Here is a 19,850-nt window from a genome sequence, read left to right as displayed (position 1 = left end):
ATAATTTAAATAGAAATAACGGGCTGCATAAGTACTTTATGAAACCCTAAAACTGGATAAAGGAACGAAACGGTCGTCATGTGAGACATGGCGACCAAAAATTTTCCACAGAAAATAAACGTTGGTCTTAAAAGGGCAATGAATCCAATTTCCTTGATTTGATAACAATAAAAGATGGTCTCCTTTTCTCATTTACTAATTTAGGCATTTTCTCTAACCCTACAGGTATTGATTGTGGTTCTGTTATCTTTTCTAAGACAAACCCATTTTCTATAAGTGTATTTATTAATGTCGAAATTGTGCGATGGTATTTAATGACACCATCCATATACCAATGTTGCTCCCTTTTCCCTTCTTCTTGATAATGATCTAAAGCCCAATGTAATTTATTTCCATCGCTATCCTTCACCCAACTATTCATTTCTTTTCGAGCTGTCACAATAGGGTGTTCCGTTGAAAAGAGGAATTCACCATTTTTTGCTAATAGATTATGAACCTTTACAATTAGGTTAGTATAATCTTCCATATAATGTACTGCCAATGAATGTACTGCCAATGAGCTTATAATTATATCAAATTTCAGATCCTTTAATTCTAAGTCTTCGATTGACTCACAAATATAATCTATGTTCTCGTCTTGGTTTTCCCTTTTAGCTTTTTCTATCATATTTTCTGAGATATCTACACCGACAACCTTCCATGCACCGTTCTCAATACAATACTTTGCAAATTCACCAGTCCCGCACCCTAGATCTAATATAGATTTATCACGGATAGTTGAAATTACGGACTTTATTGCTGGCTGTTCAACAAAGTCATTATACGTTACTCCACTTTCACGTAAAGAAGTATATTCTTTAAAGAATATCGGATTGTCATAAATATTTTGTTTCATTGTTATCCCCCACTCCTATTATCATGTAAAAACCAATTCTTCTTACATTCAAAATTACCTGTGAATTTTTAGCAGATAGGACAGTATAAAACTTTCCTATTGCATAAGTGCAACTCAGGCACTCGCCATTAAAGGCTTGCACTACAAAGTATAACAGTTTCTAACGAATTCCACTAAAATTGAAAATACGTATGAAAAAGTAGTTCAATTAAGTGTACAAATCGTATTTCTGTACCCCAAAACTGAACTACTTATTAAAATTCATATGGCTTTTTATATTTACATCAGATATTCACATCTAAAATAAATAATCCACAAGCCTTTCACGTTTAAAATACTGATAAATCAAGTTGTTAACAAGGTTATGCACATTATCCACAGAAATACATTAAATTACCCACATTTTGTACCCGTATACAAACATATATAAACCGTGTTTTCGTAACGTTTACCCACATTCTTGTGTATAGACCTGTTAATAACTTATTATTTTAACAGTAATGAAGAACTTGCATTAAGATCCAATCCAGATCGCCTTCCCTGTTCATAAGCAATTGTACCAGCTGCTGCAATCATTGCTGCATTGTCCGTACATAATTTTAGTGGTGGGATTAACAAAGGGATAGATAGCTCAGCAAATTCTGCTTCTAATGCATTTCTCAAGCCTTTATTCGCTGCTACTCCCCCTGCAACAATAACTTGCTTGACCTCATGCTCTTTGGCGGCGTTTACTGTTTTCGTTGTTAACACATCGATCACACTTGCCTGAAAACTCGCAGCTATATCTGCTGCTTTACGTTCTTCTCCACGTTGTTGTGCATTGTGGATCGTGTTGATAACCGACGATTTTAGTCCACTAAAACTAAAATCATAACTTCCTTCGTCTAACCATGCCCTAGGAAAATTTATATTCTCTTCCCCTTCGGCTGCTAAACGATCAATTTGTGGACCACCTGGGTATGGTAATTTCAGCATGCGAGCTACCTTATCATAGGCCTCTCCGGCTGCATCATCTCTTGTTTCGCCTATCAATTCATATTCCCCATGACCTTTCATTAAAACGAGCTCTGTGTGGCCACCTGACACGATAAGAGCAAGTAACGGAAATTCGAATTCTTTTTCCAAGCGATTTGCATATATATGTCCTGCGATGTGATGAACGCCAACCAGCGGCTTCTGTTTGGCAAACGCCAATGCCTTTGCAGAATTAACACCTACAAGTAGTGCACCAACAAGGCCTGGACCTTCTGTTACAGCGATCGCATCAATAGCCTCCCAAGACAACGCTGCTTCTTCAAAGGCCTCTTCTAACACAACTGTCATTTGCTCCACATGATGACGTGACGCTATCTCTGGAACAACTCCTCCAAATCGTTTATGACTTTCAATTTGTGAGGAGATGACATTAGAAACGATTTCTGTACCATTTTTCACAATAGCAACAGCCGTTTCATCACAACTTGTTTCAATTCCTACTATAATACTATTTTTTGTCATAATAAATTCACCCACATTACTAAGGCATCTTCCTGATCGTCTGCATAATAATTCTTGCGGATCCCACCAGGAATAAGTCCAAATTTACGATACATTTTCTGTGCGATTACATTAGATTTTCTCACTTCAAGAGACAAACGAGCGACCCCCATCTTTATAGCTTGTTGCATAATATACTGAAATAATTTCTGACCAAAATTTTGACCGCGATATTTTGGCGTAATAGCAATATTTGTAATTTGTGCATCGTCGTATACAATCCAAATTCCAGCGTAACCAATTATTATTTCATCTAATTCGACTACAATATAATGCGCGTGCTCATTTTCCTTTATCTCTTGATAAAAAATACTAGACGGCCATGGTGATGTGAAAGTTGCTACTTCCACTTCCATTACTTGTTCTATATCATGAAGCTCCATTTTTCTAATAACTAATTCTGCCATTTTATTCGTTTTCCTTCTGTGCTTTAATCCATTTAGCTTCGGCTTCTGCTAATCGTAAATAATTAGGTGTTAATGTATGTAGGTTATCAGGTTCTCGCTTCATTCCTGCCAACGCTAAGTGAGAGGGTTTTGCTATATGATAAGGACCTTCAGGTATGATCGCCAATTCGCCTAAGTGATGAATAATCGTTTCCTTATATAATGAAATATCAGGACTTAAGAAGAGCACTTTCTTTTCCTGCTCAGCAAGTTTCTTTACTATATCAGCCATTAAAATATTTGTTTCTTCCTCAACGGAATCAAATTTTCCATTATTATCATTCCATTCGTACAGCCCTGTAAAAACCAACCCTCGTCGTGCATCAAAAAACGGACATACAAGCGCATCAGAAAATCGACCTTGATATGCAAGGACCTCTAAGCTGGATACACCTACCACTGGGATATTTAACGCCCATGCTAAGGACTTTGCAGTAGACAAACCGATTCGAACTCCCGTATAAGAACCAGGACCTTTAGCAACGACAATTTTATCCAATTGCTCTGGATTCATCGAAACTTCATTCATTAGCTTTTCAATCGCAGGCATTAATCTGACCGAATGATTCTTCGCTAAATTTGTAGCAACCTCACCAATAACTTGTTCATCTTTCACTAGTGCAACACCCAATACTTGATTCGATGTATCAATCGCAAGTATATTCATTATCATGTAACTCCTTACCAAACTTTTATAAATTTGTATCCCTTAATTTATCAGTAATCGATTTATAATAGTTTCCTACTGGGGTAAATTTCAAGTACCTTGCATTCCCATTACCATAACGTATTGTTATTGTTAATCGTTTCTCAGGTAAAAATTCTTCGATATATGTTGACCATTCTACCACAGAAATACCATCCCCATAGAAATATTCATCAAAACCAATATCCTCATCTGAATTTTCGAGACGGTATGCATCCATATGATACAACGGAAGGTCCCCTTCATATTCCTTCACAATTGTAAATGTAGGACTGCTAATCGTATTTTTTACCCCAAGCCCATTCGCAATACCTTTCGTGAAAGTCGTTTTCCCAGCACCTAGTTCACCATCTAATGTAATAACATCACCAGGCTTAAGTAATAGAGCTAAACGCTCCCCAATTTGCATCGTTTCAGAGTCTGTACTTGATTGTAATTCATACTCAGTCATTATGTCACCTACTTTAAATGGGTATATCCCTTATTAAATATTCGTTCTCGCTTCCCGTTTTTATTTAGAAAAACACCACTCTTATCTTCTTCAACTCTCACGAATCCTACTCTAGTTATTGGTGTTCCCGTTTGATAAGCTATATCGCTAACCGTTTTCCAATTACGCTTGGAAACAGTTCCAAACAATTCAAAGTCTTCTCCACCATAGAGCTTCCATTTATGCTGAAGGTTTTCAGGAAATTGCCCATAGGATAAACTTGTTGGAATCAAGTTATCTTCTATAGTAATTGTTACATTAGAAGCCTCAGCGATTTCAGTAGCCTCATTGGCTAGACCATCACTAATATCATTCAATGCGACACGAGATAATAGATTTAAACCTTTGGCAAAATCAACACGTGGGCTTGGCATTTGGTGTCTTTTAATAAAATAAGGCTCATTCGTATACGTACCTGGATTTGTTAATATATGATACCCAGCTCGTGAGTCTCCTAATGTACCTGTGACAAAGGCAACATCACCATCCTCCGAAACGCTACGGTAACGTGCTTTATTTTTATCTGTATAGCCGATGACTGTTATCGAAAGCGTAAGTTCAGAGCCTGAAACTGTGTCGCCTCCGATTAAATCCATCGTATAATAACGAGCCAGTTCCTGCATACCAGCAAAAATTTGCGTCACTTCCTCCATAGGCCATGATTTTGGAATTACAATGGATGCTAGATAAAAAGCAGGTGTAGCGCCCATTGCTGCTAAATCACTTATATTTGCTGCAAGCGCACGATAACCAACATGAAATGCGCTCATTGTACTTCTGGCAAAATGAATACCTTCAACAAACGTATCAACTGAAGTAACAATATCCTGATTGCTTTGACGGAAAACAGCGGCATCATCACCCACCCCTTTAATCAAGCTGGTTTGGCCATAAGACTGCTGTTTAATCGAATCGATAAATGAAAACTCATCCATTTATTCATCACCATTCCTTTAGAAAACTCCGCATTCGTTAGAGGGATTCTTAGAAGCCTTTCTTTGCTTTGTTAGCCCCCCTTATACTGGAGTGCAAGCCTTTCGGTAAATGCCAGAACCCGCACTTATGCAAATAGAAATCTTATGCTTTCCTATTTGCTAAATTAACTATACTTAATGATAGCAAAAAGAAGGTAAAAAAGGAAAAATTAACGATAGCTTTGATATTATTTTAGTATAAATTTCTATGATATTTTCTATGATATATAGTAATAGAAGGAGGTGTGCGTAATTGAAGTAGATACTGAAACAAGTGAATGTTGGTGCTTCCAAGTTGGATCTATAACTTGGATCTAACTTCACTAAAAATCATATAGTAAAACTTCATCCAGTGGGGATTTCGAGGCACAGATATTTACGATGAGGCGAGGATTCACAGCCACAGGACGTGTCGTATTTAATCGACCTGCCCGTTAAACTACGATAACTTCTTACTTTGACGACAAAAATAAAACACATGATTTTTAAAAAATCATGTGTAAGTAAGTATTTTAATTTATAAAGTGGCGGTCCGGACGGGACTCGAACCCGCGACCTCCTGCGTGACAGGCAGGCATTCTAACCAACTGAACTACCGGACCAATTGTTTTTATTTCGACTAGATCACACTATCATTTTAAATTAGCATAGATGCACATTTAAAGTAGTTAATTGAAATAATTTGGTTGCGGGGGCAGGATTCGAACCTACGACCTCTGGGTTATGAGCCCAACGAGCTACCAGACTGCTCCACCCCGCGGTATAAAATATAAAATTTTTCCATAAAGATTAATCATCTTTAAAGCCTGGCGACGTCCTACTCTTGCAGGGGCAAAGCCCCAACTACCATCAGCGCTGGAGAGCTTAACTTCTGTGTTCGGCATGGGAACAGGTGTGACCTCTCCGCTATTACCACCAGACCTGATGTCATTCTGTGTTATTCACTAGATGTGAACATATCAACAGAACTTCCTTATGATAAGGACAAGTTTTATTATATGCATTTTTTGTCTAAAATGCAAGGGTTTTTGTCCATTTATACCCTGAAAACTAAATAAGAGTATCATCAACGCCGATCAAATAAGAAATTAGTTAAGTCCTCGATCGATTAGTATTCGTCAGCTGCACGTGTCGCCACGCTTCCACCTCGAACCTATCTACCTCATCGTCTCTGAGGGATCTTACTCACTTAAAGTGATGGGAAGTATCATCTTGAGGGGGGCTTCATGCTTAGATGCTTTCAGCACTTATCCTTGCCATACGTAGCTACCCAGCTATGCTCCTGGCGGAACAACTGGTACACCAGCGGTATGTCCATCCCGGTCCTCTCGTACTAAGGACAGCTCCTCTCAAACTTCCAACGCCCACGACGGATAGGGACCGAACTGTCTCACGACGTTCTGAACCCAGCTCGCGTACCGCTTTAATGGGCGAACAGCCCAACCCTTGGGACCGACTACAGCCCCAGGATGCGATGAGCCGACATCGAGGTGCCAAACCTCCCCGTCGATGTGAACTCTTGGGGGAGATAAGCCTGTTATCCCCGGGGTAGCTTTTATCCGTTGAGCGATGGCCCTTCCATGCGGTACCACCGGATCACTAAGCCCGACTTTCGTCCCTGCTCGACTTGTAGGTCTCGCAGTCAAGCTCCCTTGTGCCTTTACACGCTACGAATGATTTCCAACCATTCTGAGGGAACCTTTGGGCGCCTCCGTTACTTTTTAGGAGGCGACCGCCCCAGTCAAACTGCCCGCCTGAAACTGTCTCCGAACCGGATTACGGTCCTGGGTTAGAAGGTTCGTACAGCCAGGGTGGTATCCCACGGATGCCTCCACGTAAGCTAGCGCTCACGTTTCCAAGGCTCCCACCTATCCTGTACAAGCTATACCAACATTCAATATCAGGCTACAGTAAAGCTCCACGGGGTCTTTCCGTCCTGTCGCGGGTAATGTGCATCTTCACACATAGTATAATTTCACCGGGTCTCTCGTTGAGACAGTGCCCAAGTCGTTGCACCTTTCGTGCGGGTCGGAACTTACCCGACAAGGAATTTCGCTACCTTAGGACCGTTATAGTTACGGCCGCCGTTTACTGGGGCTTCGGTTCTGCGCTTCGCTCGAAAGCTAACGCTTCCCCTTAACCTTCCAGCACCGGGCAGGTGTCAGCCCTTATACTTCGCCTTTCGGCTTCGCAAAGACCTGTGTTTTTGATAAACAGTCGCTTGGGCCTATTCACTGCGGCTCACTCACGAGTGAGCACCCCTTCTCCCGAAGTTACGGGGTCATTTTGCCGAGTTCCTTAACGAGAGTTCTCCCGCTCACCTTAGGATTCTCTCCTCGCCTACCTGTGTCGGTTTGCGGTACGGGCACCTGTGACCTCACTAGAGGATTTTCTTGGCAGTGTGAAATCGGGAACTTCGGTACTCAATTTCCCTCCCCATCACAGCTTGAAATTGCCGAACGGATTTGCCTATTCGACTTTCTCACTGCTTGGGCGCACTATTCCATCTGTGCGCATTCCTTATCCTACTGCGTCCCCCCATCGCTCAAACAGTCACGAGGTGGTACAGGAATATCTACCTGTTGTCCATCGCCTACGCCTTTCGGCCTCGGCTTAGGTCCCGACTAACCCTGAGAGGACGAGCCTTCCTCAGGAAACCTTAGGCTTTCGGTGAAAGAGATTCTCACTCTTTTTTCGCTACTCATACCGGCATTCTCACTTCCAAGCGCTCCACCAGTCCTCACGGTCTGACTTCACAGCACTTGGAACGCTCTCCTACCATTGTTCGTTAGAACAATCCGCAGCTTCGGTGATACGTTTAGCCCCGGTACATTTTCGGCGCAGAGTCACTCGACCAGTGAGCTATTACGCACTCTTTAAATGATGGCTGCTTCTAAGCCAACATCCTGGTTGTCTGGGCAACTCCACATCCTTTTCCACTTAACGTATACTTTGGGACCTTAGCTGGCGGTCTGGGCTGTTTCCCTCTCGACTATGAACCTTATCACCCATAGTCTGACTCCCAAGGCAAAGTAGCTGGCATTCGGAGTTTGACTGAATTCGGTAACCCGGTGAGGGCCCCTCGTCCAATCAGTGCTCTACCTCCAGTACAATCAACCTTGAGGCTAGCCCTAAAGCTATTTCGGAGAGAACCAGCTATCTCCGTGTTCGATTGGCATTTCACCCCTACCCACACCTCATCCCCGCATTTTTCAACATACGTGGGTTCGGGCCTCCGGTCAGTGTTACCTGACTTTCACCCTGGACATGGGTAGATCACACGGTTTCGGGTCTACGACCACATACTAAAGACGCCCTGTTCAGACTCGCTTTCGCTGCGGCTCCGTGTCTTCCACTTAACCTTGCATGTAATCGTAACTCGCCGGTCCATTCTACAAAAGGTACGCCGTCACCCATTAACGGGCTTCGACTACTTGTAAGCGCACGGTTTCAGGTTCTATTTCACTCCCCTTCCGGGGTGCTTTTCACCTTTCCCTCACGGTACTGGTTCACTATCGGTCACGAGGAAGTATTTAGCCTTAGGAGATGGTCCTCCCAGATTCCGACGGAATTTCTCGTGTTCCGCCGTACTCAGGATACACTCCGGAGGAAATGCCTTTTCGACTACAGGGCTCTTACCTTCTATGGCTGATCGTTCCAGATCGATTCGTCTAACGCATTTCTTTGTAACTCCAATGGAATGTCCTACAACCCCAAAGAGCAAGCTCTTTGGTTTGGGCTGTTTCCGTTTCGCTCGCCGCTACTTGGGAAATCGCATTTGCTTTCTCTTCCTCCGGGTAATGAGATGTTTCAGTTCCCCGGGTCTGCCTCATTTATCCTATGTATTCAGATAAATGTCCTGTTCCATTACGAACAGTGGGTTCCCCCATTCGGAAATTCTCGGATCAATGTTTACTTACAACTCCCCGAGACATATCGGCGTTAGTCCCGTCCTTCTTCGGCTCCTCGTACCAAGGCATCCACCGTGCGCTCTTCTTCACTTAACTAAGTTACTTGTTTTCATTCAAAAGAACGTACAATTTAATTTGATGTCGTTGATTACTCTTATTTAGTTTTCAAGGTACAAAATAACAAAATGAGAGATTTACATCCCTCAAAACTGAACCAAACAACCATGTATGTCCCTGACCTCAGAGAACCCGTTAGGGTACCTCTGAAGCGTTCCTTCTATTTATCCTTAGAAAGGAGGTGATCCAGCCGCACCTTCCGATACGGCTACCTTGTTACGACTTCACCCCAATCATTGGCCCCACCTTCGGCGGCTGGCTCACGTAAACGTGTTACCTCACCGACTTCGGGTGTTGCTAACTCTCGTGGTGTGACGGGCGGTGTGTACAAGGCCCGGGAACGTATTCACCGCGACATGCTGATCCGCGATTACTAGCGATTCCGGCTTCATGCAGGCGAGTTGCAGCCTGCAATCCGAACTGAGAATGGTTTTATGGGATTTGCTACACCTTGCGGCTTCGCTGCCCTTTGTTCCATCCATTGTAGCACGTGTGTAGCCCAGGTCATAAGGGGCATGATGATTTGACGTCATCCCCACCTTCCTCCGGTTTGTCACCGGCAGTCACCTTAGAGTGCCCAACTTAATGCTGGCAACTAAGATTAAGGGTTGCGCTCGTTACGGGACTTAACCCAACATCTCACGACACGAGCTGACGACAACCATGCACCACCTGTCACTCTGTCCCCGAAGGGAACCCGGTATCTCTACCGGTTGCAGAGGATGTCAAGACCTGGTAAGGTTCTTCGCGTTGCTTCGAATTAAACCACATGCTCCACCGCTTGTGCGGGCCCCCGTCAATTCTTTTGAGTTTCAGCCTTGCGGCCGTACTCCCCAGGCGGAGTGCTTAATGCGTTAACTTCAGCACTAAGGGGCGGAAACCCCCTAACACCTAGCACTCATCGTTTACGGCGTGGACTACCAGGGTATCTAATCCTGTTCGCTCCCCACGCTTTCGCTCCTCAGCGTCAGTTACAGACCAGAGAGTCGCCTTCGCCACTGGTGTTCCTCCACATCTCTACGCATTTCACCGCTACACGTGGAATTCCACTCTCCTCTTCTGTACTCAAGTCCTCCAGTTTCCAATGACCGCTCACGGTTAAGCCGCAAGATTTCACATCAGACTTAAAAGACCGCCTGCGAGCGCTTTACGCCCAATAATTCCGGACAACGCTTGCCCCCTACGTATTACCGCGGCTGCTGGCACGTAGTTAGCCGGGGCTTTCTGGTTAGGTACCGTCAAGGTACCGCCTTATTCAAACGGTACTTGTTCTTCCCTAACAACAGAGTTTTACGATCCGAGAACCTTCATCACTCACGCGGCGTTGCACCGTCAGACTTTCGTCCATTGCGGATGATTCCCTACTGCTGCCTCCCGTAGGAGTCTGGGCCGTGTCTCAGTCCCAGTGTGGCCGATCACCCTCTCAGGTCGGCTACGCATCGTCGCCTTGGTGAGCCTTTACCACACCAACTAACTAATGCACCGCGGGCCCATCTGTAAGTGACAGCTAAAAGCCGCCTTTTAACTTCTCATCAGGAGATGAAAAGTGTCATTCGGTATTAGCTCGCGTTTCCGCGAGTTATCCCAATCTTACAGGTAGGTTGCCCACGTGTTACTCACCCGTCCGCCGCTCGGTCCACAGATTTCCTCCCGAAGGATTCCATCTGCTTCACGCGCTCGACTTGCATGTATTAGGCACGCCGCCAGCGTTCGTCCTGAGCCAAGATCAAACTCTCCAAAAAAGTTTGAATAAGATCGACACCGTCAATCTCATCAATTGTCTTAGCTTTCTTCCTTTCATGTGCAAAAGAAATTTGTTTTTGTCGAATTCATAGAATCCGGACATTCACTTACCTCTTCTGACATGTGAAAAACAGTGACCTGTTCTTCTTGACATACTGGTTGTTTTGTTCAGTTTTCAAGGAGCAAATTTCAGTGATTGCTTTAAAATAGCAACCTCTTCATCTTATCATGCCCACTTCTATAAGTCAATAACTTTTTTGAAGTGTTTTTTAAGATTTGATTTTGTGTCGCTTCTCAAAAATGCGACTTTATTAATTTACCATGCTGACTTGTGAAAGTCAATATGTTTTTTGCTTGTCTTAAGCAAAATGGGCCTGGGTGGACTCGAACCACCGACCTCACGCTTATCAGGCGTGCGCTCTAACCAACTGAGCTACAGGCCCGTTTTATAAATTGGAGCGGGTGATGGGAATCGAACCCACATCATCAGCTTGGAAGGCTGAGGTTTTACCACTAAACTACACCCGCGTGGATAATCATTCATATTGTAACGTACTAAACTTCACTAACCAATACCTTCTAACTAAACTACTTATCGTTTCGGTTCAGCATAAGATTTCGATGGTCGGGAAGACAGGATTCGAACCTGCGACCCCTTGGTCCCAAACCAAGTGCTCTACCAAGCTGAGCTACTTCCCGTTGAAATGGTGCGCCCGAGAGGAGTTGAACCCCTAGCCTCTTGATCCGAAGTCAAGCGCTCTATCCAATTGAGCTACGGGCGCCTTGAAGCGACATTTTTTAATGTAACACATCTATCATTCAAAGGCAAGTATTTTTTAATGCGGTCGAGAGGACTTGAACCTCCATGGGTTTACACCCACTAGGCCCTCAACCTAGCGCGTCTGCCATTCCGCCACGACCGCATAGTTTCATATATAGATATCCTTCTTTTACTCGGGGTCCTTAAATGGTGCGGGTGAAGGGACTTGAACCCCCACGTCCGAAGACACTAGATCCTAAATCTAGCGCGTCTGCCGATTCCGCCACACCCGCTAATGGTGAGCCATGGAGGATTCGAACCTCCGACCCTCTGATTAAAAGTCAGATGCTCTGCCGACTGAGCTAATGGCTCGCGATTTTGTAGCTTGCTTGTTATATAAGATCGGGTATCTGATGACCCCTGCTTCTTCTAGCTTATCATTGATGTCTTATGAATCAGGGTTACTCGGGGCAAACTCGGTGGTAGCTTTGCTCGTTGCTCTGCCGATTGAGCTAATAGCTCGTATATTATCTTGTTTCTTAGGTTCTGTGATCGGCATTCATGGCACCCATCGTATTGCAAGTCATTCAGTAAGTTGTGTTCCTCGCAAGGTATATATAATAGGAAACTCGATAATTACGATTGTTGTTCCTACTTTAAAATAGCTTATTTATAGATGTCTTATACGTCGAAGTTACTCGTAGCAAGTCCGGCGGAATAATCAGATGTTACTATATGAAGTGTCTATCTATTTGCAGAGGTTTTGAATTCTACCTCTTTTAGTTTATTCGAAAAAATATTCCAGACATGAAAAAGTGGCTGGGCTACCAGGATTCGAACCTGGGATGCACGGGATCAAAACCCGATGCCTTACCGCTTGGCTATAGCCCAACAATGGCGGTCCGGACGGGACTCGAACCCGCGACCTCCTGCGTGACAGGCAGGCATTCTAACCAACTGAACTACCGGACCGAACCTATTTTCAAGAATAAAAGATGACCCGTACGGGATTCGAACCCGTGTTACCGCCGTGAAAGGGCGGTGTCTTAACCACTTGACCAACGGGCCATATAGAATGGCGGAGAAGGAGGGATTTGAACCCTCGCGCCGCTTACGCGACCTACACCCTTAGCAGGGGCGCCTCTTCAGCCACTTGAGTACTTCTCCATATGGCTCCACAGGTAGGATTCGAACCTACGACCGATCGGTTAACAGCCGATAGCTCTACCACTGAGCTACTGTGGAATATTCTGATGCGTATTTCAATGCATCACGATTCAACTTTGAAATATTGGCAACGAGAAATATATTACATCATTTCTAAATGCTTGTCAATATTTTCCTCGAAAAAATATTTTCTTTAACAGAACCTTAATAGGAGTTGAATGGATTAGCTTATTTAATTTACCATGGATGACATAATTCGTCAATGCATATTGATTATTTTTTCATAAGAAATACACCCTACTTACTTTGCGTTTTCAAAACTAGCCTTCCCCTACACTTGCCACACCTGTATTTATCCACATTCACACGTCGCATTCTTTTATATTCATGGTTGCATTTCCTGCACGTGTACCGATACTTGTATTCCTTCTGACGTGATGGTAGTGGGGTACAGTATCTTGGTGATCCCGTTTCACGTAGTAATTTTTTAAAATCCGCATCGCCGTGGCTAAATCCTCTTCCTTCTATATGAAGATGATAGTGGCATAACTCGTGTTTAATAATACCTATAAACTCATTCTCACCCAATTCTACAACATATTTCGGGTTTAATTCAATTACTTTTTGTCCTGGAATATATCTTCCCCCAGTTGTTCGAAGACGATGGTTGAATCTCACCTCATGTTTAAAGGCTTTATTAAAGTGCTGTACGGATAGTCTGTTTACCAATTCATATAGTTCTTTCTCATTTAAGTGTGTCATTTGCGAAAAACTTCCTTATATATAATTTCACCTTATTCTATCATAGACATGACAGTTTTCCTCCTGAAATATTTTTTTTCAAATAAAAGGTATAAAACTTTCCTAATTTGCATAAGAGCAGGATTTTGTATTCCTCCGAAAAACTAGACCATTGCCTTGTTTTCTACAATCTATTTATATTCCATATTTATTTAAAATCATTATCGTTAAACTTTGATTTTCATGTAGATTGTATTATAATTAGATAGAGACATTAAAATTATTTAAAGAGAGGGGATTTACATTGAGTAATAATAAAAAGACGCTAACTACTGGTTCCGGAATCCCGGTTGGTGATAATCAAAACTCACTCACAGCCGGTCATAATGGCCCTGGTTTAATTCAAGATTTTCATTTACTAGAAAAACTTGCACACTTTAACAGAGAGCGTATCCCTGAGCGTGTTGTTCACGCAAAAGGCGCAGGCGCATTTGGGTATTTCGAAGTTACAAATGACGAAATATCAAAATATACAAAAGCTGACTTCCTAAGCGAAAAAGGGAAACGAACAGATATGTTTGCTCGTTTTTCAACGGTAGCAGGTGAATTAGGTTACCCTGATACTGTACGTGACCCTCGTGGTTTCGCATTGAAGTTCTATACAGAAGAAGGAAATTATGACTTAGTTGGTAATAATACACCAGTATTCTTCATTCGTGATGCGATTAAGTTTCCTGATTTCATTCATACACAAAAACGTCGCCCAAGCGGGTTGAAAGATCCTAATATGGTATGGGATTTCTGGTCATTATCTCCAGAATCACTGCACCAAATTACTTATTTGCATGGTGATCGTGGTATTCCTGCAACTTTCCGTCACATGAATGGATATGGAAGTCATACGTATAAATGGGTCAATGATACAGGTGAAGCATTCTGGGTTAAATATCACTTTGTTAGTGACCAAGGTGTTCATGCATTAGATACAGATTTAGCTGATGAGCTTGCTGGTAAAAACCCTGACTATCATAGAGAAGATTTATACACTTCAATTGATAAGGAAGATTTCCCATCATGGACTTTATATGTTCAAATTATTCCTTATGAAGATTACAAAACATATAAATGGGATATCTTTGATGTTACGAAAACTGTTTCCAAAGAAGATTATCCACGAATTGAAGTAGGAAAAATGGTACTAAACCAAAACCCTGGAAATCATTTTGCTGACGTTGAACAAGCTGCACTTACACCAGGTAATTTAGTGCCTGGAATTGAAGCATCACCAGACAAAATGCTTCAAGGACGTATTTTCAGCTATGGAGATACACATCGCTATCGTCTTGGTGCAAACCATCAACAAATTCCAGTTAACCGTCCAAAAAATGAATCAACCAGCTACCAACGTGATGGTTATATGCGTGTAGACGGTAATGGCGGAAATACACCAGTTTATGAACCTAACAGTGAAAATGGTCCAACTGAAGACCCAACAAAGAAAATCAATCCATTTGAAGTATATGGAGAAGCTGATAGCGTAGGTTACGATAGTGAAGATCACTATACACAGCCAGGTAATCTTTATCGATTAATGAGTGCTGATGAAAGAACTCGTCTTGTTCAAAATTTCGCTGATCATATGAGACCAGTTGAGAGTGATGAAATAAAACTTCGTCAAATTGAACACTTCTATAAAGCTGACCCTGAATGGGGCCAAAGAGTTGCGCAAGAATTAGGCTTATCCGTTCCAGAAAGTGTTAAATAAATCTAGTAGTCTATTAAGCATAGTGCGAACCCGCACTATGCTTTTTTTATAAAAAAAGCCAGCTACTTCATTAAAGTAACCAGCCCTCATTTCTATTGTTCTGTTTTCACCATCGATAATGCTATTCTACCTTTATTTGCGTCAATTTTTTCCACCCAAACCGTAACTACATCCCCTACAGATGCAATATCCATTGGGTGTTTCACAAATTTATTCGCCATTTTGGAAATGTGAACCAATCCATCCTGTTTCACACCTATATCTACAAAAACCCCAAAATCTACAACATTCCTTACCGTTCCCTGCATTTCCATCCCTGGAGATAAATCCTCTAATGCCAGTACATTTTGCTTCAATATAGGTTGAGGAAAGTCATCACGAGGATCTCTTTCTGGACGGCTTAACGCAGTCATAATATCAAGTAAAGTTGGCTCTCCGATCTCTAAGCTTGCTGCAATTTCTTTTTTATTCAATGTGTTAATTTTTTCGCGAAGCTTTTCAGATCCTATATCTTCTAGTTGACAGTCAACCATTTGAAGTAGTTTTTCCGTGTTGGCATAACTCTCTGGATGAATTGGCGTACGGTCTAACGGATGATCCCCATCGATAATCCGTAAGAATCCAATTCCTTGTTCATATGTTTTTGCTCCCAGACGTGGAATCTTCTTCAATTGTTTACGATTGGTGAATTTACCTTCTTCATTTCGCTTGTTCACAACGTTTGCCGCTACTGTTTTACTTAATCCAGCTACATATTGCAATAATGATGATGATGCAGTGTTTACATTTACACCAACTTGGTTTACTGCTGTTTCTACAACAAAGGTTAATGATTCATGGAGTGATTTTTGACTAACATCATGCTGATATTGACCAACACCAATTGATTGTGGGTCTATTTTTACAAATTCAGCAAGTGGATCTTGTACGCGACGCGCGATAGATGCTGCACTTCTTTCTTCTACTTCTAAATCAGGAAACTCTTCTCGCGCTAATTTAGAAGCGGAATAAACACTCGCCCCAGCTTCGTTAACAATAATATATGGAATATCTAGGTCGTTTTTTGTAATAACATCAGAAATAAATTGCTCTGTCTCACGTGATGCAGTCCCGTTACCTATAGCTATAAGTTCAACATCATATTTTTTTATAAATTCCAGTACTATTTTTTCTGCACCTGCTGTGTCATTTCTAGGTGCAGTTGGATACATGACACTTACGCCATGAACTTTCCCTGTTTCATCCACAATCGCTAACTTACAACCAGTTCGAAAAGCAGGATCCACACCTAAAATCATTTTTCCTTTTAAAGGTGGTTGAAGCAATAGGTTCTTAAGATTTGTGGAGAATACGTCAATCGCCTGTTCTTCCGCTTTTTCTGTTAGGCTACTACGGATTTCTCTTTCGATTGAGGGTTGAATCAATCGTTTGTAACCATCTTCAATGGCATCTTTCAGTAATCCTACACCTGTTTCATTCGTGTTTGGATTAATTATTTTTTTTCGCAAATATTCAATTACACGTTCGTTTGGAGGGTGAACTCCTACTTTTAGAACACCTTCCTTCTCACCACGATTTAATGCGAGAATCCGGTGCGACACCATAGAACGTACTGCTTCATTATAATCATAGTACATTTCATAAACACTTTTTTCGTCTTTTTCTGCATCTTTCAATTCTGATTGTATGGTACCACGTTTAAACGTTTGCTCGCGTATGAATTCACGATAGGTTGGATCGTCGGAAATCCACTCTGCAATAATATTATTTACACCTAAAAGTACTTCTTCTATCGTATGTAGTTCATGTTCCTCGGAAAAATACTTTTCAGCTTCTTCTTCAATAGCAGTAATTTCCTGCATCCAAACTAGTTCGGCCAACGGTTCCAATCCTTTTTCCTTTGCGATTGTTGCTTTTGTCCTGCGCTTTTGCTTGTATGGTCGATATAAATCTTCTACACGCTGCAATTGAGTTGCCTCTGAAATTTCTTTTTCCAGATCTTCCGTTAACTTCCCTTGTTCGTCAATGATTCGCAGGACTTCTTTTTTTCTGTCCGATAAATTAAGCGCATAGTTCCATTTATCTTGCACTAATTTAATTTGTACTTCGTCCAGTCCACCTGTTACTTCTTTACGGTAGCGCGCAATAAACGGGACCGTATTTCCTTCATCTAATAATGCAATCACTGTATTAACCATATTTTTGTTTACTTGAGCTTCCGTGGAAACCCATTGGATAAGTTCCTGATTTAATTCATTTGCCACAGTCCGTTCCTCCTTTACACTTCCTCATTCATTTTACCAAAGAATGACTAGATTGCCTAATTCATATGTAAAGAAAGGACTGACACCTTAGCGTCAGTCCTGTTTCACCCCTCATATCGTATCGCAATCAAAGTTGTATCGTCCATTCTTGTTTCATCACTAACATGTTCAAAGGTCCTTGTTACCGTCTGAACATCTTTGTTTATAAAGTACTTCTCTGATAATTCTCTATCGGACACTCCATCTGAAAACATGATAAAATTCATCTTTGGGTCCATTTTCTCTCGCACTACTTTAAAAGGCTGCTGATATCCGGCTAAATAGCCTCCATTTGGTATATTACGCTTCTTTTTGTTATCTTTTTTTACGGTTATGACGCCAATATTACCAATCGAAGAAAAGGAATACATCTGCGTCTCAAAGTGCAGTTTTAATATTCCCACGACAGCTCCTCGTTTTCCAAATAACTCTCTGGTACAGAGTTTTACGAGTTGTTCTACTGTTGCATGGTTGTTTTCTTCAATAATATCAATCACAATTTGAGACGATTCTTTTGCCAGTTCACCACTACCAAGTCCGTCAGCTATAACACAGACAAACTCACTCTCTGTTTCTTTATAAAAGTAACTATCTCCACAATAATAATTACCTTTTTTCGCTTTTTGAAAGACAGAGACTTCTATCTTACCTGAGGACATCAGTCAAATACCTCCGAGCTTTCCGTTTGAATCGCTTCTCTAAGTTTGCGTAAAGACCTGCGTTGCAATCGTGAAACATGCATTTGTGAAATACCCAGTAATTCTCCGGTTTCTTTTTGACTCAAATTATCAAAATAAGTGAACTGCAAAATTTGTTGTTCCCTTTCAGATAGGATAGGAAGGATTTTTTCCAACATCATTTTCTGATCAATATTATTGAATCCAGTTTCATCATCGCCCACTAAATCCAATATAGAAACAGTGCCCCCTTCTGAATCAGCCTCAACTTTATGATCCACGGACAGTGCTTTATAACTCTTACCCATTTCCATTGTTTCTAATATCTCTTCCTCCGAAACCTCAAGATGATCAGCTATCTCTTGCACACTTGGAGACACTTGATTTATCGTTGTTAACTCATCTGCGGCCTTATTGATTTTTGGCCCCAGTTCCTTAATGCGGCGCGGTACATGGACACTCCACGTTTTATCACGAATAAATCGTTTAATTTCACCAATTATAGTTGGAATGGCAAAAGACTCAAAAGATTTACCAAAAGTTGCATCATACCTTCTAATTGCGGCTAACAACCCAATCATACCTACTTGTACTAAATCTTCGTGAATTGCACTATTTTTCGAGTACTTTCTAGCAATTGATTCAACGAGATTTTTATAGGTGAATACAATTTTCTCTTGTATAACCTCATCAGTTGGTTCTTTTTGTAAATGATCAATCCACTGGTAAACCTCATCTCTCCCTCTATTGTCTGGTTGAGATTTGGTTGTCATCAAGCCCCACCTCTATTTCGTTAAGATACTTTGTCATTAAAACAATAACACCGGAGTTATTATTGATCTGAACTTTATCCATTAATGTATCGATTAAGAAGAGACCGAATCCTCCTTCACGTAAATTCTCAACCGATTCTGTAGTTTCATAAGGGCCTATGTCATCTTTAACTTCTTTTAACTTAAAGCTACCTCCATGATCAGCAACCATTATCTCCAAGCGATCCTCATAAACACCAAATCCAAGGGTAACCTCCCCCTCTTCCTCATCATAAGCATGTGTTACGGCATTTGTAATTGCTTCAGAGATAGCTACCTTTATATCTTCAATGTCCTCATAGGAAAACCCCATTCTATTGGCGACACCGGAAATGCTTAATCGAACAACTCCGACATATTCTGCCTTAGCAGGAACTTTCATCTCAATAAAATCAAACTTTTCCATTAGCTATTTTCACCTCGAATTCCTTCGATATCCATAATCTCATCTAGTCCTGTTATGTTAAATAAACGTAAAACACGATCCTGAATATTCACTAGCTTCAGCTTACTATCGTGTTCATTCGTTGACTTTAACGCACTAATAAACACACCTAATCCAGTACTATCCATATACGTAATAGACTCCAAATCAACTTCCACCAGATGATCCTTTTCGTACGTCAACGGTAGTAGATTATCTTTTAATTTCGTTGCTGTATACACATCCACTTCCCCTGAAAGGTGAACGACGGATTTTGCTTTTTCATCAACTACATCAATCTCTAAATTCATGTTTTTGCCTCCTGATACGACTGTAATAGTATTCATATGATTAATAAATTATATCCATATCTACTAAATACA

13 protein-coding genes, 14 tRNA genes and 3 rRNA genes are annotated in these 19,850 nt (G+C 41.5%); 1 reads left to right on the top strand and 29 read right to left on the bottom strand.

The features are described from left to right. Positions 1–127: 127 nt before the first annotated feature. From OLD84_RS04730 to OLD84_RS04615, 24 genes are all read right to left on the bottom strand, one after another. The gene (locus OLD84_RS04730) at positions 128–895 is read right to left on the bottom strand and encodes a class I SAM-dependent methyltransferase (RefSeq protein WP_209464687.1); all 768 of its coding nucleotides are present in this window, start codon (positions 893–895) and stop codon (positions 128–130) included. Positions 896–1,381: 486 nt separating this feature from the next. Further along, complete coding sequence (tsaD, locus tag OLD84_RS04725) at positions 1,382–2,392, bottom strand: tRNA (adenosine(37)-N6)-threonylcarbamoyltransferase complex transferase subunit TsaD (RefSeq protein WP_209464688.1); 1,011 nt, start codon at positions 2,390–2,392, stop codon at positions 1,382–1,384. Beyond that, positions 2,389–2,838: a ribosomal protein S18-alanine N-acetyltransferase gene (gene rimI / locus OLD84_RS04720; protein ID WP_209464689.1), complete on the bottom strand. Its 450-nt coding sequence runs from the start codon at positions 2,836–2,838 to the stop codon at positions 2,389–2,391. Before rimI ends, tsaD begins: the two co-directional genes overlap by 4 nt. A 1-nt stretch (position 2,839) precedes the next feature. Continuing rightward, positions 2,840–3,544 carry a tRNA (adenosine(37)-N6)-threonylcarbamoyltransferase complex dimerization subunit type 1 TsaB gene (tsaB, locus tag OLD84_RS04715; protein WP_209464690.1) on the bottom strand — a complete coding sequence of 235 codons (705 nt, stop codon included), beginning with the start codon at positions 3,542–3,544 and terminating at the stop codon, positions 2,840–2,842. Positions 3,545–3,569: 25 nt separating this feature from the next. Beyond that, on the bottom strand, positions 3,570–4,034 hold the full coding sequence (gene tsaE, locus OLD84_RS04710; RefSeq protein WP_209464691.1) for a tRNA (adenosine(37)-N6)-threonylcarbamoyltransferase complex ATPase subunit type 1 TsaE: 465 nt from the start codon (positions 4,032–4,034) through the stop codon (positions 3,570–3,572). An 8-nt stretch (positions 4,035–4,042) separates the two neighbouring features. After that, the gene (thiL, locus tag OLD84_RS04705; RefSeq protein ID WP_209464692.1) at positions 4,043–5,008 is read right to left on the bottom strand and encodes a thiamine-phosphate kinase; all 966 of its coding nucleotides are present in this window, start codon (positions 5,006–5,008) and stop codon (positions 4,043–4,045) included. Positions 5,009–5,572: 564 nt separating this feature from the next. Beyond that, positions 5,573–5,649, bottom strand: a tRNA-Asp gene (locus OLD84_RS04700). An 81-nt stretch (positions 5,650–5,730) separates the two neighbouring features. Beyond that, a tRNA-Met gene (locus OLD84_RS04695) sits at positions 5,731–5,807 on the bottom strand. Positions 5,808–5,851: 44 nt separating this feature from the next. Next, positions 5,852–5,967 (bottom strand): 5S ribosomal RNA (gene rrf / locus OLD84_RS04690). A 168-nt stretch (positions 5,968–6,135) separates the two neighbouring features. Then, positions 6,136–9,054 (bottom strand): 23S ribosomal RNA (locus tag OLD84_RS04685). 195 nt (positions 9,055–9,249) lie between these two features. Continuing rightward, positions 9,250–10,817 (bottom strand): 16S ribosomal RNA (locus OLD84_RS04680). Together the 16S, 23S and 5S rRNA genes with 14 tRNA genes alongside form the textbook arrangement of a ribosomal RNA operon. 370 nt (positions 10,818–11,187) lie before the next feature. After that, positions 11,188–11,261, bottom strand: a tRNA-Ile gene (locus tag OLD84_RS04675). Between the two features lie 11 nt (positions 11,262–11,272). Next, positions 11,273–11,346 (bottom strand) — tRNA-Gly (locus tag OLD84_RS04670). A gap of 94 nt (positions 11,347–11,440) precedes the next feature. Beyond that, a tRNA-Pro gene (locus tag OLD84_RS04665) sits at positions 11,441–11,517 on the bottom strand. 6 nt (positions 11,518–11,523) lie between these two features. Further along, positions 11,524–11,600: transfer RNA gene (locus OLD84_RS04660), tRNA-Arg, on the bottom strand. A 58-nt stretch (positions 11,601–11,658) separates the two neighbouring features. Beyond that, positions 11,659–11,741, bottom strand: a tRNA-Leu gene (locus OLD84_RS04655). Between the two features lie 45 nt (positions 11,742–11,786). Next, positions 11,787–11,871 (bottom strand) — tRNA-Leu (locus OLD84_RS04650). A gap of 3 nt (positions 11,872–11,874) precedes the next feature. Then, a tRNA-Lys gene (locus OLD84_RS04645) sits at positions 11,875–11,950 on the bottom strand. 444 nt (positions 11,951–12,394) lie between these two features. Beyond that, a tRNA-Gln gene (locus tag OLD84_RS04640) sits at positions 12,395–12,469 on the bottom strand. A gap of 4 nt (positions 12,470–12,473) precedes the next feature. After that, positions 12,474–12,550, bottom strand: a tRNA-Asp gene (locus OLD84_RS04635). A 24-nt stretch (positions 12,551–12,574) separates the two neighbouring features. After that, positions 12,575–12,646: transfer RNA gene (locus OLD84_RS04630), tRNA-Glu, on the bottom strand. A gap of 8 nt (positions 12,647–12,654) precedes the next feature. After that, positions 12,655–12,745, bottom strand: a tRNA-Ser gene (locus OLD84_RS04625). 3 nt (positions 12,746–12,748) lie between these two features. Then, positions 12,749–12,823, bottom strand: a tRNA-Asn gene (locus OLD84_RS04620). A 219-nt stretch (positions 12,824–13,042) separates the two neighbouring features. Further along, on the bottom strand, positions 13,043–13,507 hold the full coding sequence (locus OLD84_RS04615) for a SprT family protein (protein WP_209464515.1): 465 nt from the start codon (positions 13,505–13,507) through the stop codon (positions 13,043–13,045). A gap of 283 nt (positions 13,508–13,790) precedes the next feature. On the opposite strand from OLD84_RS04615, the gene OLD84_RS04610 reads away from it, so the two are divergent. Next, positions 13,791–15,251 carry a catalase gene (locus OLD84_RS04610; RefSeq protein ID WP_209464514.1) on the top strand — a complete coding sequence of 487 codons (1,461 nt, stop codon included), beginning with the start codon at positions 13,791–13,793 and terminating at the stop codon, positions 15,249–15,251. Positions 15,252–15,343: 92 nt separating this feature from the next. On the opposite strand, the gene OLD84_RS04605 is transcribed toward OLD84_RS04610, so the two are convergent. The 5 genes from OLD84_RS04605 to OLD84_RS04585 form a co-directional block, all read right to left on the bottom strand. Continuing rightward, positions 15,344–17,515, bottom strand: a complete 2,172-nt coding sequence (locus OLD84_RS04605) for a Tex family protein (RefSeq protein ID WP_209464513.1) — start codon at positions 17,513–17,515, stop codon at positions 15,344–15,346. A 104-nt stretch (positions 17,516–17,619) separates the two neighbouring features. Further along, positions 17,620–18,213 carry a SpoIIE family protein phosphatase gene (locus OLD84_RS04600; protein ID WP_209464512.1) on the bottom strand — a complete coding sequence of 198 codons (594 nt, stop codon included), beginning with the start codon at positions 18,211–18,213 and terminating at the stop codon, positions 17,620–17,622. Further along, positions 18,213–19,004 carry an RNA polymerase sigma factor SigB gene (gene sigB, locus OLD84_RS04595; RefSeq protein ID WP_209464511.1) on the bottom strand — a complete coding sequence of 264 codons (792 nt, stop codon included), beginning with the start codon at positions 19,002–19,004 and terminating at the stop codon, positions 18,213–18,215. The genes OLD84_RS04600 and sigB overlap by 1 nt, the downstream gene beginning before the upstream one ends. Next, on the bottom strand, positions 18,976–19,449 hold the full coding sequence (rsbW, locus tag OLD84_RS04590) for an anti-sigma B factor RsbW (protein WP_209464510.1): 474 nt from the start codon (positions 19,447–19,449) through the stop codon (positions 18,976–18,978). The genes sigB and rsbW overlap by 29 nt, the downstream gene beginning before the upstream one ends. Continuing rightward, entirely contained in the window at positions 19,449–19,778 is a 330-nt protein-coding gene (locus tag OLD84_RS04585; RefSeq protein ID WP_209464509.1) for an STAS domain-containing protein, read from the bottom strand. The genes rsbW and OLD84_RS04585 overlap by 1 nt, the downstream gene beginning before the upstream one ends. Positions 19,779–19,850: the final 72 nt, after the last annotated feature.

The sequence above is a fragment of the Virgibacillus natechei genome (assembly GCF_026013645.1).
In the GTDB taxonomy this organism is placed as follows: Bacteria; Bacillota; Bacilli; order Bacillales; family Amphibacillaceae; genus Virgibacillus_L; species Virgibacillus_L natechei.
Note: the sequence above shows the minus strand (reverse complement) of the source record. Positions and strands in the feature narration are given on the sequence as shown.

Bases quoted from the DNA above. Each gene is read 5' to 3' on its own strand.
- OLD84_RS04730 (WP_209464687.1), bottom strand. From the start codon at position 895: ATGAAACAAAATATTTATGACAATCCGATATTCTTTAAAGAATATACT.
- tsaD (WP_209464688.1), bottom strand. From the start codon at position 2,392: ATGACAAAAAATAGTATTATAGTAGGAATTGAAACAAGTTGTGATGAA.
- rimI (WP_209464689.1), bottom strand. From the start codon at position 2,838: ATGGCAGAATTAGTTATTAGAAAAATGGAGCTTCATGATATAGAACAA.
- tsaB (WP_209464690.1), bottom strand. From the start codon at position 3,544: ATGAATATACTTGCGATTGATACATCGAATCAAGTATTGGGTGTTGCA.
- tsaE (WP_209464691.1), bottom strand. From the start codon at position 4,034: ATGACTGAGTATGAATTACAATCAAGTACAGACTCTGAAACGATGCAA.
- thiL (WP_209464692.1), bottom strand. From the start codon at position 5,008: ATGGATGAGTTTTCATTTATCGATTCGATTAAACAGCAGTCTTATGGC.
- OLD84_RS04615 (WP_209464515.1), bottom strand. From the start codon at position 13,507: ATGACACACTTAAATGAGAAAGAACTATATGAATTGGTAAACAGACTA.
- OLD84_RS04600 (WP_209464512.1), bottom strand. From the start codon at position 18,213: ATGTCCTCAGGTAAGATAGAAGTCTCTGTCTTTCAAAAAGCGAAAAAA.
- sigB (WP_209464511.1), bottom strand. From the start codon at position 19,004: ATGACAACCAAATCTCAACCAGACAATAGAGGGAGAGATGAGGTTTAC.
- rsbW (WP_209464510.1), bottom strand. From the start codon at position 19,449: ATGGAAAAGTTTGATTTTATTGAGATGAAAGTTCCTGCTAAGGCAGAA.
- OLD84_RS04585 (WP_209464509.1), bottom strand. From the start codon at position 19,778: ATGAATTTAGAGATTGATGTAGTTGATGAAAAAGCAAAATCCGTCGTT.